This window comes from Bradyrhizobium japonicum USDA 6, from assembly GCF_000284375.1.
Classification (GTDB): Bacteria; Pseudomonadota; Alphaproteobacteria; order Rhizobiales; family Xanthobacteraceae; genus Bradyrhizobium; species Bradyrhizobium japonicum.
Window position 1 is genome coordinate 6,721,945 of the sequence record NC_017249.1, and the last position, 15,388, is coordinate 6,737,332.

At 64.4% G+C, this 15,388-nt stretch carries 16 protein-coding genes; 6 read left to right on the plus strand and 10 right to left on the minus strand.

Annotated elements, in window-relative coordinates:
- Nucleotides 1–91: 91 nt before the first annotated feature.
- Both BJ6T_RS31640 and BJ6T_RS31645 read left to right on the plus strand, forming a co-directional pair.
- The gene (locus tag BJ6T_RS31640; RefSeq protein WP_014496637.1) at nt 92–2,449 is read left to right on the plus strand and encodes an Orn/Lys/Arg family decarboxylase; all 2,358 of its coding nucleotides are present in this window, start codon (nt 92–94) and stop codon (nt 2,447–2,449) included.
- Between the two features lie 6 nt (nt 2,450–2,455).
- Nucleotides 2,456–3,034 carry a GNAT family N-acetyltransferase gene (locus tag BJ6T_RS31645; RefSeq protein ID WP_014496638.1) on the plus strand — a complete coding sequence of 193 codons (579 nt, stop codon included), beginning with the start codon at nt 2,456–2,458 and terminating at the stop codon, nt 3,032–3,034.
- A 3-nt stretch (nt 3,035–3,037) separates the two neighbouring features.
- On the opposite strand, the gene BJ6T_RS47565 is transcribed toward BJ6T_RS31645, so the two are convergent.
- The gene (locus tag BJ6T_RS47565) at nt 3,038–3,250 is read right to left on the minus strand and encodes a hypothetical protein (RefSeq protein WP_014496639.1); all 213 of its coding nucleotides are present in this window, start codon (nt 3,248–3,250) and stop codon (nt 3,038–3,040) included.
- 175 nt (nt 3,251–3,425) lie between these two features.
- On the opposite strand from BJ6T_RS47565, the gene BJ6T_RS31655 reads away from it, so the two are divergent.
- The gene (locus tag BJ6T_RS31655; RefSeq protein WP_014496640.1) at nt 3,426–4,367 is read left to right on the plus strand and encodes an ornithine cyclodeaminase family protein; all 942 of its coding nucleotides are present in this window, start codon (nt 3,426–3,428) and stop codon (nt 4,365–4,367) included.
- Between the two features lie 75 nt (nt 4,368–4,442).
- Here the strand turns inward: BJ6T_RS31655 and BJ6T_RS31660 are convergent, their stop codons facing one another.
- From BJ6T_RS31660 to BJ6T_RS31670, 3 genes are all read right to left on the minus strand, one after another.
- Nucleotides 4,443–4,892: a flagellar basal body rod protein FlgC gene (locus BJ6T_RS31660; RefSeq protein WP_028169604.1), complete on the minus strand. Its 450-nt coding sequence runs from the start codon at nt 4,890–4,892 to the stop codon at nt 4,443–4,445.
- A 225-nt stretch (nt 4,893–5,117) separates the two neighbouring features.
- A complete protein-coding gene (locus tag BJ6T_RS31665; protein WP_014496642.1) occupies nt 5,118–5,396 on the minus strand; it encodes a hypothetical protein in 279 nt (92 codons plus the stop codon).
- A gap of 150 nt (nt 5,397–5,546) precedes the next feature.
- Entirely contained in the window at nt 5,547–6,596 is a 1,050-nt protein-coding gene (locus BJ6T_RS31670) for a hydroxyacid dehydrogenase (RefSeq protein ID WP_014496643.1), read from the minus strand.
- A gap of 244 nt (nt 6,597–6,840) precedes the next feature.
- Between BJ6T_RS31670 and BJ6T_RS31675 the strand changes: the two genes are divergently transcribed.
- The 3 genes from BJ6T_RS31675 to BJ6T_RS31685 all read left to right on the plus strand — a co-directional run bounded on the left by BJ6T_RS31675 (nt 6,841) and on the right by BJ6T_RS31685 (nt 8,467).
- Nucleotides 6,841–7,407 (plus strand): thiamine pyrophosphate-binding protein, encoded by a 567-nt coding sequence (locus tag BJ6T_RS31675; RefSeq protein WP_014496644.1) that lies wholly within the window; start codon nt 6,841–6,843, stop codon nt 7,405–7,407.
- 11 nt (nt 7,408–7,418) lie between these two features.
- On the plus strand, nt 7,419–8,027 hold the full coding sequence (locus BJ6T_RS31680) for a thiamine pyrophosphate-dependent enzyme (RefSeq protein ID WP_014496645.1): 609 nt from the start codon (nt 7,419–7,421) through the stop codon (nt 8,025–8,027).
- Between the two features lie 77 nt (nt 8,028–8,104).
- Entirely contained in the window at nt 8,105–8,467 is a 363-nt protein-coding gene (locus BJ6T_RS31685; RefSeq protein WP_014496646.1) for a VanZ family protein, read from the plus strand.
- A gap of 60 nt (nt 8,468–8,527) precedes the next feature.
- Here the strand turns inward: BJ6T_RS31685 and BJ6T_RS31690 are convergent, their stop codons facing one another.
- The 6 genes from BJ6T_RS31690 to BJ6T_RS31715 all read right to left on the minus strand — a co-directional run bounded on the left by BJ6T_RS31690 (nt 8,528) and on the right by BJ6T_RS31715 (nt 15,354).
- The gene (locus BJ6T_RS31690) at nt 8,528–8,911 is read right to left on the minus strand and encodes a DUF1236 domain-containing protein (protein ID WP_014496647.1); all 384 of its coding nucleotides are present in this window, start codon (nt 8,909–8,911) and stop codon (nt 8,528–8,530) included.
- Nucleotides 8,912–9,025: 114 nt separating this feature from the next.
- Nucleotides 9,026–9,913 (minus strand): 2-hydroxy-3-oxopropionate reductase, encoded by an 888-nt coding sequence (locus BJ6T_RS31695; protein ID WP_014496648.1) that lies wholly within the window; start codon nt 9,911–9,913, stop codon nt 9,026–9,028.
- 12 nt (nt 9,914–9,925) lie between these two features.
- Complete coding sequence (hyi, locus tag BJ6T_RS31700; protein WP_014496649.1) at nt 9,926–10,711, minus strand: hydroxypyruvate isomerase; 786 nt, start codon at nt 10,709–10,711, stop codon at nt 9,926–9,928.
- 13 nt (nt 10,712–10,724) lie between these two features.
- The gene (gene gcl, locus BJ6T_RS31705) at nt 10,725–12,515 is read right to left on the minus strand and encodes a glyoxylate carboligase (protein WP_014496650.1); all 1,791 of its coding nucleotides are present in this window, start codon (nt 12,513–12,515) and stop codon (nt 10,725–10,727) included.
- Between the two features lie 151 nt (nt 12,516–12,666).
- Nucleotides 12,667–14,469 carry an adenine deaminase C-terminal domain-containing protein gene (locus BJ6T_RS31710; protein WP_014496651.1) on the minus strand — a complete coding sequence of 601 codons (1,803 nt, stop codon included), beginning with the start codon at nt 14,467–14,469 and terminating at the stop codon, nt 12,667–12,669.
- Between the two features lie 84 nt (nt 14,470–14,553).
- Nucleotides 14,554–15,354, minus strand: a complete 801-nt coding sequence (locus BJ6T_RS31715; protein WP_014496652.1) for an NYN domain-containing protein — start codon at nt 15,352–15,354, stop codon at nt 14,554–14,556.
- Between the last annotated feature and the right edge of the window lie 34 nt (nt 15,355–15,388).

Here is a 15,388-nt window from a genome sequence, read left to right on the forward strand (position 1 = left end):
GTCACACGATCCCCGCCGGATCGGGCGACTGTCATAGAACTGTCATCGAAAGTGCAGAGACCTGCCAGTCTCAGTACATTCGGGACACACCATGGATTATTTCAAGCGCTTCAACTTCCTGTTCGCCGCACCTGTGTTCGACGCCGACGATCTGGAAGGCATCCGCTTCAACCAGATTATCGAGGAGATCCAGCGCTCCGGCTTCGAGGTCGTGAGGGCCCGCAGACTGGAGGACGCCGAGATCGCGGTGCAGACCGACGCCGCGATCGGCTGCATGGTGGTGGACTGGGGCAAGAAGGGCCTCGAGGGGAAGACCTCGGCGCTGATCAACCTGATGCGGCGCCGCGGCCTCGACTTCCCGATCATCCTCCTGATCCGACGCAAGCGCTTCGAGGATTTGCCGGTCGAGGTGCTCGACTTCATCGACGGCTATGTCTTCCTGTCCGAGGAGACGCCGACCTTCATCGCCAAGAATTTGATCAGCCGGCTCAAGCAATATGCCGAGAACCTGAAGACGCCGTTCTTCGGCGCGCTGGTCGATTATGCCGAGGAAGGCAACCAGCTCTGGACCTGTCCGGGTCACAATGGCGGCGTGTTCTACAACCGCAGCCCGATCGGCCGGGTCTTCGTCGAGCATCTCGGCGAATCCGTGTTCCGCGACGACCTCGACAATTCCGTGCTCGACCTCGGCGACCTCCTCACCCACGAGGGTCCCGCCCTGAGGGCGCAGAAAGAAGCCGCGCAGATTTTTGGCGCGGAGAAGACCTATTTCGTGCTCAACGGCACCTCGACCTCGAACAAGGTCGCGCTCGGCGCCCTCGTCACCGACGGCGACCTCGTTCTGTTCGACCGCAACAACCACAAGGCCGCCCATCATGGCGCGCTGATGATCAATGGCGGCGTCCCGGTCTACGTACCGACCATCCGCAATGCCTGGGGCCTGATCGGCCCGATGCGCTGGGACATGCTCGACGAGAAGGCCCTGCGCGAGGCGATCCGGAACCATCCGCTGGTGACGGACAAGGACGCCTGGCGCAAGGAGCGGCCGTTCCGCGTCGCCGTGGTCGAGCAGTGCACCTATGACGGCTCGATCCACAGCGCCGAGATGATCCTGAAGCGCATCGGCCATCTCTGCGAGTACATCCTGTTCGACGAGGCCTGGGCCGGCTTCATGAAGTTCCACCCGCTCTATGCCGGCCGCTTCGCCATGGGGCTGGCGAACCTTCCTCCCGAAGCGCCCGGCATCATCGCGACGCAATCCACCCACAAGCAACTCGCGAGCTTCTCGCAGGCCTCCCAGATCCACATCAAGGACCGCCACATCCGCGGCCAGAAGCGGCGCGTCGAACACCGCCGCTTCAACGAGAGCTTCATGCAGCACGCCTCGACCTCGCCGTTCTACCCGCTGTTCGCCTCTCTCGACGTCGGCGCTCAGATGATGAAGGGCCGCTCGGGCGAGGTGCTGTGGGACGACACGATCCGGCTCGGCATCGAGCTGCGCAAGAAGATCCGCGCCATGCGCCGGGAGTTCGAGGAGAAGGAGCAAAATCCGGATCGCCGCTGGTTCTTCGAGCCCTTCGTTCCCGATCGCGTCGCGATTCCCGACGTCAGCCGCCCCGGCGCCGCGCACAACGTCGCCTGGGAGACCCTCTCAACCGATGAGCTCGCCACCAATCCGGCGCTGTGGCAGCTCTCGCCAGATACCAACTGGCACGGCTTTCCCGATCTCGCGGAAGGCTTTGCCATGACCGACCCGAACAAGCTGACGCTGCTGACGCCCGGCTTCGATCGCACCACCGGCGCCTATGCCGAGCACGGCATCCCCGCGCCTGTGGTCGCGCAGTATCTGCGCGAAAACCGCATCGTCCCTGAGAAGAACGACCTCAACTCCCTGCTCTTCCTGCTCACCCCCGGCGTCGAGGCGAGCAAGGCCGGCACGCTGATCTCCGGACTTGTCGCATTCAAAAGGTTGCATGACGACAACGCGTTGCTGGCCGACGTCATCCCTGAATTCTACCAGCGGCGCCAGGCGCGCTATGCCGGCGTGCGGCTGCGCGATCTCTGCGGCGACATGCACCGCTTCTTCCGCGCCGCCGATGTCAGCGCCCTCCAGGCCCGGCAGTTCATGCCCGAGCACATGCCCGAGATCGCGATGTCGCCCCGCGATGCCGCGCGCTATCTGTTCAAGAACGACGTCGACTATCTGCCGATCGAGGCGATCGCGGGCCGCATCGCCACCACGCCCTTCGTGGTCTACCCGCCCGGCATCGCCACCATCGTCCCTGGCGAGCGGCTGACGGAGCGGGCCAAGCCCATGGTGGATTATCTCAAGATGTTCGAGACCTGCTTCAACAAGTTCCCGGGCTTCGATGTGGAGATCCAGGGCGTCTACAAGGAGATCGATGCGCAGGGCCGCATCGGCCTCTATACTTACGTCGTTGCCGAGTAGGTGCCGATGAACGAAACAGCGATTGCGCGTACAGATGACGAACCGGTTCTGGTCCGCCCCTCACGGGAGAGCGATGTCGAGGCGATGCTGGCGATCTACCGCCATCACGTCCGAAATGGGGTGCCGCGCGACGTCGAGGGAACCGGCGCGCCCGAACCGGACGATCTGCGCGACCGCCGCAAGAACCTGAAGCAGACCCGCCTGCCGCATCTGGTCGCGACCTACCGCGGCGAGGTGGTCGGCTATGCCTATGCCGTGCTGTTCCGCAAGCGTCCGGCCTACCGCTACACCGCCAAGCATTCGATCTACGTCCACCACGAGCATCTCGGCCGTGGCGTCGGCCGGCTGTTGCTGCAGGGAATGATCGATGCGTGCGCGGCGGCCGGCTTCCGCCAGATGATCGGCTATATCGACGCCGACAACGCGCCGTCGCTGGCGTTGCACGAAAAGTTCGGCTTCGCGCGCGCCGGCCTGCTCTGCGGTGTCGCCTATCGCCACGGCCGCTGGTCGGACACGGTCATGGTGCAGCGATCGCTCGGCGCGGGCGTCACCGCTCCGCCGACGCTACCGGCACCGGGCCGTTAAACCTTACGAGGGAAAGTCAGCCGGTTTGACCTGGATCCGGTCGGCATGCAGCGACCAGTGATGCAACGCCTGGTCCTTGCAAAACCTCGCCTTCGCCCGCTCCCTGGCTTCGTTCTCATCGGTGGCGTCGATTTCGAGCGTGCCCTGGCAAACCTCGATCTGCCGGCCGTACTGGCCGAGCACGTCCTTCATGAACCTGACGACATAAGTTGACATGGGACCTCCTGCCTGCGCCAGCCTGCCCCGGCGGCACTCTAATCCCATTTAGCCTGAACCGGGAAAGGAGATTTTGACGCGGATCAAAGTCGATGAGGCAGTGCGGACAATCCATTGCGGAACCGGCCACCCGGGTCTAAGCCGGGATGCCGGCCGCTTCCATGAGGATCTTGCCTTGCACTTTGTCTCCGACACCGAAGTCACGAAGGTTTTGACGTTTCCGATCCTCATCGCGGCCCTGGAAGAAGCGCACCGCCGGCCGAAGATGGAGGTGCTCGACGCCTTCCTCGGCGGTGAGAAGGCGCAATACGTGATCCGGAGCGCGGTCGATCCCGGCCGGTACATGGCCAGCAAGATGTTCACCAGCTTTCCGGCCAATCTGGCGGAAGGGAAGATGCCGGCGGTGCAGGCCGTGTGCGTGCTGTTCGACGGCAAGAATGGACGGCCGTTGGCGGCGATGGACGGCACAGAGATCACGCATTGGCGTACGGCTGCGGACTCCGCCTTGGGCACGAAATTGCTGGCATCACCGAATCCCGAGACGCTGCTTTGCGTCGGCGCCGGTGAGATGTCGGAATGGCTGATCCGGGGGCATCGCACCGCGCGGCCGTCGCTGCAACGCGTGCTGATCTGGAATCGGAGCCCGGACCGGGCGGATGATCTCGCCCAGCGACTGACGGCGGACGGCGTGACGGCGGAGGTGATCACAGATCTCGACGCCGCGACGCGCGAGGCCGACCTCATCACCACCTGCACGAGGTCGCATCAACCGCTGATCAAGGGCCAAAACCTGCGGCCAGGCACGCATCTCGACCTCGTCGGCGGCTACACGCCACAAACGCGCGAAGCCGATGACGAGGCGGCAAAGCTGTCGCGCGTCTTCGTGGATCGGCGGGAATCCGCCTTCCACGGCGTCGGCGACATTCTGCAACCGATCGCGAGCGGCGCGATCAGCGAGACCGATGTCCTCGGCGACCTCTACGACCTCGCCGGCGGCCGCGTGCAAGGACGAACGTCACCGTCCGACATCACCTTCTTCAAGAACGCGGGCGGCGGCCATCTCGACCTCATGACTTGCGAGGCCGTGTTCCAACAACTTGGCGCGAAGCTGGGGTAGAGACGCCTTACCCCGGCGTTATGCCGATGGAGGGCGGACGGGTAGGATGCCGGCAAGACAGGCCGACATCAGCCATCACGTCTTGATATCGAGCAGCGTATCTTCAGTCTCGGCGTAGGCTTGAATGACCTTCGCATTGGCAATGAAGCTGTACTTTGCGGTCGCAAGCTCAGCGAATTCGCTGGCGAGATCGACATTGGGCGCGGCGACCAGGCCGTCCTCGTTTGCGAAGGGAGCGCCGGGGTCGGATTGCGCGATATAGCTCGGCGAAACCGCCGACACGGTCGCAACCGTACCGCCCGGCGTCGAGCCGCTCGATTGAGAGACCTGATCGACCCGCAGCGGCACATAAGCCGCGGGAAAAGTCGGGCCGATGCTGGGACTACCCGCACCGGCCGATGTGCCCGATCCACCTGACGCAGGTAGCGGGCCGGTCGTGCGGATGTTGGCGATATTGCTCGCGGCCACGTTCACGCGCAAACTCGCCGCAGAAAGTCCGGATGTCGCAATCGAAAATATGCTCATGAACCCTGATCTACAGCACAAGTCATACGTGTTCATTCACGCCATCAATAAAATCCGCCGCTTTCTGTTTTCATCCTCGTAACCAACGATCAGAGCGCGATCAGATTTCGCGCGCCCTTAGGGCGCGTACTCATGAATTCGCATATGTCCGCTTCGCTCCGACAGCGACCGCCGTTGTGCAGCCGCAGCAAATGACGCGATGGGCCAGTTGCAGAGGTGATCGCCTCAAATTGGGTAGCGCCATTTCAATGCGCGTCGCACAAGCAAGAGCGCTGCGAGCACGATGACCAATGAGGCGAGATAAGCCGCGACAGCCCACTGCTCGTGAGGCAGATAACTTGGGGCCAACATGAGCATCACGAGCACGCAGAGGAGTGCCGTTTGCGCGTGGAACAGCGGCGAGCGCAGCATTCCCGTCGGTTTCAGTTCCGCGAGCCGGTCGCCCGCTCGTGTCGCACGACGGTAGAAAAAAACTAAAACCGCCAAACCCACAATCCACGCCATGTAACTGAAGCTACCAGCGCAGGATTTAGAATAGCTTTATCCCTGGCGGAAAAAGCAACCGATGTGATGTCCACCTTGGGTCATTTTCGACCGATTCAGCGGAAATTGTTGGCTGGTCGATGTCCGCTTTGGCTTTAATGAGTCCGCGCCCTACCCCGGCGTCACACCGAACGCCTGCTTGAAGCGCTCCGCATAAACCGGCCAGACTTCGGGGTTGATGATGCGCGGCGGGCGTTCGCCGTCGAGCGTGTCCAGCACCTGCTCGGCGGCGATGCGGCCCATGTTCTGGCGCGCCTCGATCGTCACGCCCGCGGTGTGCGGGCTCGCCAGCACGTTGTCGAACTGGAGCAGCGGATGCTCGGGCGGCGGCGGCTCCTTCGACCAGACGTCGAGGCCGGCGCCGGCGATGCGCTTGTCGCGGAGCGCCTGGAGCAGCGCATCCTCGTCGTGAATGAAGCCGCGCGCCGTGGTGATGAAATAGGCGTGCGGCTGCATCAGCGCGAATTCGCGCGTGCTGATCATGTTGCGGCTTTTCTTGTCGAGCGGACAGGAGATCGAGACAAAATCGGCGCGGCGCAGCAACTCGTCGAGCTCCACCTTCTCGCCGCCCCGCTCGGCCATCACCTCAGCCGTCAGGTACGGATCGTAAGCCAGCACCTTCATGCCGAGCAGGCCCTTGCACAGCGCGCCAATACGGCGGCCGACATTGCCGAGGCCGATGATGCCGACGGTCTTGTGCTCGACCTCGTTGCCGACGAGCTCGTTGCGGTTGACGTTGGCCTCCCTGCGGAGCTTGCGGTCGGACTGGATGATGCGCTTGGACAGCGTCAGCATCATCGCCAGCGCATGCTCGGCGACGGAATGCGCGTTGCCGCCGGACTGGTTGACGACCAGCACGCCCGCATCGGTGCAGGCCTCGACGTCGACGGGGTCGAAGCCCGCGCCATTGCTGGAGACCAGCAACAGGTTCGGCGTGCGCTTCAGGAAGGCGGCATCGACATGGAAATGCGGGGCAAGTTCGTCGCGGGCGGCGCCGATCTGGTAAACATGCGCCGCGTTCAGGATCGGGGCGTAGAAATCTTCGGGGCTTTCGTTCTCGATGCGATCGAGCCGGACGTCGGACCGCGCCTTCAGGATGTCGATATAGATCGGATTGGCCAGGTATTTGACGTAGAAGACGCGCTTGCTATTGACGGACATCAGGACCCTTCCGGCTCTCTCAAGGAGACCCGCAAGGCCAGCGCTCCCCGCGCTCCGTCCATGCGTCCCTCCCGTTTTTGCATTATCGCCGCTTATGACATGGCGGTGCCGGCCACGGCAGGCCGTCTGGCGCAGATCACGGTGCCGGCCCGGACATGTTGACAATCCCGCTGCCTGCGTCAAGTTCGGCAGACCGCCGCGACGGCCAGAACCAAGAAGCATGCGCGGCTCAAGGGAGAACGTAATGGCGCTTGCGGAACAGCAGACCTCGCCCCAGGCGGCACAAGGCGCCAGCGACAGGAGCTGGCACGGCATCGTCCTGCAGACCCTGAAGCGGAACGAGATCAGCCTGATCCCTTACGTGCCCGACCGCGTGCTGACGCCGCTGATCAAGAATCTGCACGCCGACCCCTTCTTCACCACCTTTGCCACCGCCCGCGAGGAGGAGGCCGTCGGCATCGTCTCCGGCGCCTGGATGGGCGGGCGTCGCGGCGCGGTGCTGATGCAGACCTCCGGCTTCGCCACGCTCGCCAACGTGCTGGCCTCGCTCGCGGTGCCCTACCAGATCCCGCTGATCATGTTCGTCTCCGAGCGCGGCACGCTTGGCGAGTTCAATTACGGGCAGTCGCTGGTCTGCCGGACCATGCGCCCGGTGCTGGATTCACTCGCGCTGGAGCACCACACCATCACCCGGCTCGACGAGCTCGAATTCATCGCCGACCGCTCGATCAAGCAGGCCGTCACCACGCAGGCGCCGGTGGCGCTGATCCTCAACCCGCTGCTCACCGGCGGCAAGGTTTTCGACAAGTGAGGCCGGCAAGAATGAGCACAGATTCGGACAATCGCAACACCAAGGTCATGAACCGCTTCGATGTCACCTCGCGCCTGATCGCCAAGCTCAAGCACGAGGAAGCGGTGATCGGCGGCATCGGCAACACCAATTTCGATCTCTGGGCCGCCGGCCATCGCCCGCAGAACTTCTACATGCTCGGCAGCATGGGGCTGGCTTTCCCGATTGCATTGGGCGTCGCGCTGGCCCAGCCCGATCGCCGCGTCTTCGCGCTCGAAGGCGACGGCTCGCTGCTGATGCAGCTCGGCGCGCTCGCGACGATTGCGGCGTTGAAGCCGAAGAATCTCATCATGATCGTGATGGACAACGGCATCTACCAGATCACCGGTGCGCAGCCGACACCGGCCGCTGGCGTCGCCGACATCGTCGCGATCGCCACAGGCTCGGGACTTACCAACAGCGCCTGGGCCGCGGACGAGGAGGATTTCGAGCGGCTGGTCGACGGGGCCATGTCCGCCTCCGAGCCGAGCCTGATCGCGGTCCGCATCGACGACAAGCCGGGCGTCGGCACCACCCGCAGGGATCCCGTCCAGATCCGGGAACGCTTCATGCACGGCCTGGGCGTGCGCGAGCCACTTTAACGTTTCGTCATTAACTACACGGCGATCTGATCCCCGCCCCGTAACAGGCCGTTGCCAATCCGTGCTATCGGCACCGGATGCCTATTTTTGTTCGATTTTTTGCCTGGCTGCTCGCGGCCGCCGTCACTTTCGCAACCCTCGGCCCGCCCGGCCTGCGGCCCCATTCCGATCTCGGCCAGGACGGCGAGCACGCCCTCGCCTTCATCTTGGTGGGACTGGCCTTCGGCCTCGCCTACCGGAATCGCCGCTGGGCCGTCGCCGCCGTCGCGGTGGTCCTGATCAGCGCGCTCGAGCTGATGCAGTTCTGGGCACCGGGACGACATGCGCGGCTGGAAGATTTTTTGGTCGATGCCGGCACCGCCTGCATCGGCTTTGCGCTCGCCGCCGTCGCCGATTGGATCATGGCGCGCTTCCGCGCCAGTTCGGCCCTGACGAACTAGGGCCCCGCGGAGTGACGCTCCGCAGGGCCCGGCTCTTCAAAGCCTTCACGCTCTGACCGATCAGTCGATGATCTTGACGACGCGGCGCGTGCGCGGTTCGACGATGACGCGGCGGTCGTTCACGACCGCATAGCGATACTCGGTGTAGTTCGGCACGGGGCGCAGCACCACGGTCGGGGGCAGCGGCTCGCCGACGACGACGCGCTCGTGGATCACGACGGAGTCGTCGCGCGGGATTCCGCCGAGCACGGCATTCGGAATTTCGAGGCCCGCGCCGACGGCCGCACCGACAGTGCCGCCGACCATCGCGCCGATCGGCCCGCCGATGTCGCCACCGGCGCGCGCGCCGTCCCTGGCGCCCTGTTCGGTCGTTGACTGGGCAAAGGCTGCACTCGACGCCAGCAGCGACACGGCAGCCAGCGAAATCGCAAGACGGGTCTTCATGTCCACACTCTCCAGTGTTTGTTGATGCGCCGTCAACCGCGGGACCGGAGCATTGTTCCGGTTCCCCCATGATGAAAGGCACGTCAAATCTGGAGACTGTTACCGGGTAACAGTTCAGGTCGTGGCGATCTCGTGGCCCGCCATCAGTTCCAGTGCGCGCACCATCGCGGAATGATCCCAGGCCTTGCCGCCATGCGCCGCGCAGGACGAGAACAATTGCTGCGCCACCGCCGTGCTCGGCAGCGACAGGCCGAGCGCGCGCGCACCTTCCAACGCGAGGTTGAGATCCTTCTGGTGCAGCTCGATGCGGAAACCGGGCTCGAAATTGCGCTTCACCATACGCTCGCCGTGCACTTCGAGAATCCGTGACGAGGCAAAGCCGCCCATCAGCGCCTTGCGTACCAGCGCAGGGTTTGCACCGGCTTTCGATGCGAACAGCAGCGCTTCGCTCACCGCCTCGATCGTCAGCGCGACGATGATCTGGTTGGCCACCTTCGTCGTCTGGCCATCGCCATTGGCGCCGACATGCGTGACGTTCTTGCCCATCTTGTCGAAGATCGGCTTCATGGTGCCAAAGGCCCGCTCCGGGCCGCCGACCATGATGGTGAGGGTCGCGGCCTTTGCCCCGACCTCGCCGCCCGACACCGGCGCGTCGAGATAGTCCGCCCCCAGCGCCTCGATCTTCTTCGCAAACTCCTTGGTCGCCAGCGGCGAGATCGAGCTCATGTCGACGACGATCTTGCCTTTGGAAATGCCGCTCGCGACACCGTCCTTACCGAACAGCACCGCCTCCACATGCGGGGTGTCGGGCACCATGATGATGACCGCATCCGCCTCCTCCGCGACCTCCTTGGCCGACTTGCAGGCGATGCCGCCCGCCGCGATCAGCTCGGACGACACGGGCGCAACGTCGTGGAGCAGCACGCGATGGCCCGCGGCCAGAAGGTGGCCGGCCATCGGCCGTCCCATGGTGCCAAGTCCGATGAAGCCGATGTCGATCATGTCTACGTTTCCTCAGGTCTCAAATGTCTGCGCGGCGTGCCAGGACAGGCCTTCCAGCGTCGTGGTGCGCGGCTTGTATTCGCAGCCGATCCAGCCGCGATAGCCGATCGCGTCGAGGTGGCGGAACAGGAAGGGGTAGTTGATCTCGCCGGTGCCGGGCTCATGGCGGCCCGGATTGTCGGCGAGTTGGATGTGCGCGATCTGCGGCAGATATTCCTGCATGGTGCGGGCGAGATCGCCCTCCATGATCTGCATATGATAGATGTCGTACTGGACGAACAAATTGTTCGACCGCACCTCGGAGATCAGCTGCACCGCCTGCTCGGTGCCGTTGAGAAAGAAGCCGGGAATGTCGAGCGTGTTGATCGGCTCGACCAGGAGCTTGATGTTCTCGCGCGCCAGCGTCGAGGCGGCAAAGCGAAGGTTGCCAACCAGCGTTTCGTTGAGCTCGCGCGGGTCGGCGTCGGCAGGCGCGATGCCGACGAGGCAATTGAGCTGCTCGCAATCGAGCGCCTTGGCGTAGTCGATGGCACGGAACACACCGTCGCGAAATTCACTGACGCGATCGGGCAGGATCGCGATGCCGCGCTCGCCCGCCGCCCAATTGCCCGCTGGAAGATTGTGCAGCACCTGCGTCAGCCCGTGAGCCTCGAGCTGCTCGCGCAGCAGCGCCTTGTCGAAATCGTAGGGGAAGAGATACTCGACCCCGGAGAACCCCGCTGCTTTCGCCGCGGCGAAGCGGTCGGGAAACGGCATCTCGTTGAAGAGCATGGTGAGGTTGGCGGCAAATTTCGGCATGATGCTGTTCCCCCTATTCCGCCGGCTGCAGCACGCCCGGCCGCGCGGTCGAGACCTCGTCGAGCGGCAGATCCAGCACCTCCTCGAACTCGACGATGTTGTCGATCTCCGTGCCCATCGCGATGTTGGTGACGCGTTCGAGAATGAACTCGACCACGACGGGCACGCGGTGCTTCGCCATCAATTCACGCGCGGTCGCAAACGCGGCCTGCGTATCCTTGGGATCGGTGACGCGGATCGCCTTGCAGCCCAGGCCTTCGGCGACCGCGACATGGTCGACGCCGTAGCCACCGAGCTCCGGTGCGTTGACGTTCTCGAAGGAGAGCTGGACGTGGTAATCCATATCGAAGCCGCGCTGGGCCTGGCGGATCAGGCCGAGATAGGAATTGTTCACGACGACGTGGATGTAGGGCAGATTGAACTGCGCGCCGACCGCGAGCTCCTCGATCAGGAACTGGAAGTCGTAATCGCCGGATAGCGCGACGATCTCGCGATCCGGGCATGCCGCACGCACTCCGAGCGCGGCAGGCAGCGTCCAGCCGAGCGGGCCGGCTTGCCCGGCATTGATCCAGTTGCGCGGCTTGTAGACGCCCAGGAACTGCGCGCCGGCGATCTGCGACAAGCCGATCACGGTGACATAGGTGGTGTCGCGGCCGAACGCCTTGTTCATCTCTTCATAGACGCGCTGCGGCTTGATCGGGACGTTGTCGAAATGGCTCTTGCGCAGCATCGTCTTCTTGCGATCGCGGCAGGCCGCGGGCCACGCCTGGCGCTCGCGCAACCTGCCTGACCGCCGCCACTCCCTGGCGACGGTGACGAAGAGCTCGAGCGCGGCCTTGGCGTCCGAGACGATGCCGAGATCGGGATTGAACACGCGCCCGATCTGGGTCGGCTCGATGTCGACATGCACGAAGGTGCGGCCCTTGGTGTAGGTCTCGACCGAGCCGGTGTGACGGTTGGCCCAGCGGTTGCCGATGCCGAGCACGAAGTCGGATTCCAGCATGGTCGCATTGCCATAGCGGTGGCTGGTCTGAAGGCCGACCATGCCGGCCATCAGCACGTGGTCGTCGGGGATCGCGCCCCACCCCATCAGCGTTGGCACGACCGGCACGTTGGCAATCTCGGCGAATTCCACCAGCAGGTCCGAGGCGTCGGCGTTGATGATACCGCCACCGGCGACGATCAGCGGCCGCTCGGCGGCATTGAGCATCTCCAGCGCCTTCTCGACCTGCTTGCGCGTCGCGGTGGGCTTGTAGACCGACAGCGGCTCATAGGTCTCGTCGTCGAACTCGATCTCGGCCAGCTGCACGTCGAGCGGCATGTCGATCAGCACCGAACCCGGCCGGCCCGAGCGCATGATGTGAAAGGCCTGGCTGAACACACGCGGCACCAGCGCCGGCTCGCGCACGGTCACAGCCCATTTGGTCACGGGCTTTGCGATCGACTCGATATCGACGGCCTGGAAGTCTTCCTTGTAGAGCCGCGCGCGCGGCGCCTGACCGGTGATGCAGAGGATCGGAATGGAATCGGCGATCGCCGAATAGAGCCCGGTGATCATGTCGGTGCCGGCCGGCCCCGACGTGCCGATGCAGACGCCGATATTGCCGGCCTTCGCCCGCGTATAGCCCTCGGCCATATGCGAGGCGCCCTCGACATGGCGCGCGAGAATGTGGCGGATCGACCCGCGCTTCTTCAGCGCCGAGTACAGCGGATTGATCGCGGCCCCGGGAACGCCGAAGGCAGTCGAGATGCCCTCTTTCTCCAGAATTCGCACGGCAGCATCGACGGCTCGCATCTTCGCCATATCGGACCTCGCTTGAGTTGCGTCAGCGAGTGCGATCATCAGGCGTGCAAGATGCGATCTCAACGAGATCGATTTTATTTTCCACGATGCGGCAACCGCGGAAAAACTGCGGCGGTCTCAAGCGGTTAGATCGACATAGGCGTGAAAGCCGCTACTCGAACAGTGGCGCCAGCTCCATCTGCGGCACCAGCACGAGGCCCTTGTCTGTGATGCGAATTTCCGGAATGACCGATAGCGGAATCAAATTGAAGCCCATGTAGGGGATGGTGCAGCCGGCTTCCGCCCATTCCTTCTTCAGCACCTTGACCGCTTCGGCGACCTCGGTGACCCGTTTGTCGGAGAGCAGGCCGGCGATTGGCAGCGGGACCATCGCCCTCACCTTGCCGTCGGCGACGACGCAAACGCCGCCCTGCTCCGCCTTGATGGCCGATATCGCCGCCTGCATGTCGCCCTCGTTGGTGCCGGCGACGATGATGTTATGGCTGTCGTGCCCGACGCTGGAGGCGACCGCCCCGCGCTTCAGGCCGAAATCCTTCAGCAGGCCGTAAGCGACATTGCCGGCCGACTTGCCGTGGCGCTCGACCACCGTGACGAAGCACAGGCCGTAGCGCTCAAACAGCGACGGCCAATCCTTGGCCGGCTCGATCGCGAGCTTCTCATGGATCAGCGTAATGCCCGGCAGCGCGGTCTTGATGGCATTGACGGTACACGCCTTCGCCGGCAGCTCCGGCGTCAGCTTGACCTCCTCCGGAAGCTTGACGGTCGCATAGGCCGCCTTCGGATATTGATAGCGTTGCGACAGCGCCTGATCGAGCCGCGGCGTGATCTTGCCATGCTCGACCACCAGCTCGCCGCCATACCAGGTGCATTGCGGCTTGAGCTGATCGTCCATCAGTACGAGATCCGCGCGGCGGCCGCCGCCGAGCCCGCCAATATCGCCCTCCATGCCGAAGCGTGTGGCGCCATGCAGCGAGCCCATCGACCAGGCCTGTTCGGGCGACATGCCGGCCTTTACGGCCTCGCGCACCACCCAGTCGAGACCGAACAGCAGAAGATCGTCGGCATCACGGTCGTCGGTGCACACGGCCGTACGTTTGTGCGACGCGCCGAGCTCGGTGATGGTGCGGATCGCCTGCGGCAGCGAGTGCCAGGGCGTGGTCGGCGGACCGCCGCGCAGGAACACCCAGACGCCGGCGTCGAGCAGATCGTCGGCGATGTCGCGATCGATCGCCTCATGGGTGTCGGTGACGCCGCTCGCCGCATAGGCTGCGACGAATTCGCGGCCGTAAACGTGTCCGGACACCGGCCGTCCCCGCTTCAAGGCAGCGGCAAGGATGGCATGGCTACGCTCGTCACCCATCGTGACAGGCACGAAATCCATCTTCTCGCCGAGCGCGACCGCTTCGGGCCAGCGGTCGAACAGGCCGGCGATCTTGTCCGGCGTGAGATCGCCGCCCGCGGTCTCCAGTTCCGCCGACGTGGCCGGCACCGTGCTCGGCACCGTCAAAAAGATCGAGAGCGGCGCCTCGCGCGCGTCCTCGAGCATCGCCTCGACACCGGCGACATCCATGACGTTGCCGATCTCGTGGCTGTCGCAGAAGATCGTGGTGGTGCCGTTGAGGAGCGCAGCCTCGGCATAGGCGCAGGCCGTCACCATGGAGGATTCGATGTGGATGTGCGGATCGACCAGCCCCGGCGCGATGAGGCCGCCGGCGGCGTCGTAAAGCGGCACTCCGCCCCAGACCTTCTTCGCCGCCCCGGCCGGCTTCACCGCTGCGACGCGGCCGCCGGTGATCCAGACCTCCCGACCGGGATGGATGCGCTCCGAATAGGTCGAAAGCAGCCGCGCCCCCGTGACCACGAGATCCGGTGCGACGCGGGCGGAGGCGACATCGGCCAGACGCCGGGTCATCGAATGCAGCGGTGCGACGGCGAAGCGGGTAAGTCTGGTCATCGGACCCTCGCGTGGCGTTACGGCCCAGCGATGGTTACGCCCTGCGCTATAGCGGGCAAGCGCAAATATAACGGCAGGCCCTGCTTACGCCTTGGGCGCCGAACTGCCCGTCGTCCCCACCCTTGCAGGCCTGCGCGGGTTCCGCCTTCTCGGCGGTGCGGCGGCGGCGGGCTTGACCCGAATTCGCATCGACCGGCCCTTTGGCTCGTCGATCTCGAACGAATTCGTCTTGCGCACGAGGTCGCTCAGCTTGCGGAACCCGAACGTTCTCGGATCGAAATCCGAGGCCAGATTGGCGAGCTGCCGGCCGACTTCACCGAGCGCGACCCAGCCGTCCTCGCTCTCCATCTGGGTGATGACCTTCTTGATGATGGGCGTGGCGGCATCGGGCGGCTGAAGCGACGTCGATCTTGAGGCGGCATCCTGGGTGGTCGCCGGGACGGAGACCAGGTTCTCGGTGTAGACGAACCTTCGGCAGGCCTGCCTGAAGCTTTCCGGCGTCTTCTGCTCGCCGAACCCGAACACATCGACGCCCTGCTCACGGATGCGGGCGGCCAGACGGGTAAAATCGCTGTCGGACGAGACCAGGCAAAAGCCGTCGAACCGGCCGCTGTGGAGCAGGTCCATGGCGTCGATGACCAGGGTTATGTCGGAAGCATTCTTTCCCGTCGTATAGGCGAATTGCTGCTGCGGGATGATGGCGTGTTTGGACAGGATGTCGGCCCAGCCCCTGGACCGTGCATTGGAGAAGTCGCCGTAGATGCGGCGGACGCTGGCTTCGCCAATCTTGGCAATCTCCTCGAACAGGCCATCCGCAATCTTCGCAGAGGCGTTGTCGGCATCGATCAGAACGGCGAGACGGGGCGAGCGAAGTTCCGACGGCATGGCGTTTCCTCAACGGGCTGGACGCAGCATTAGA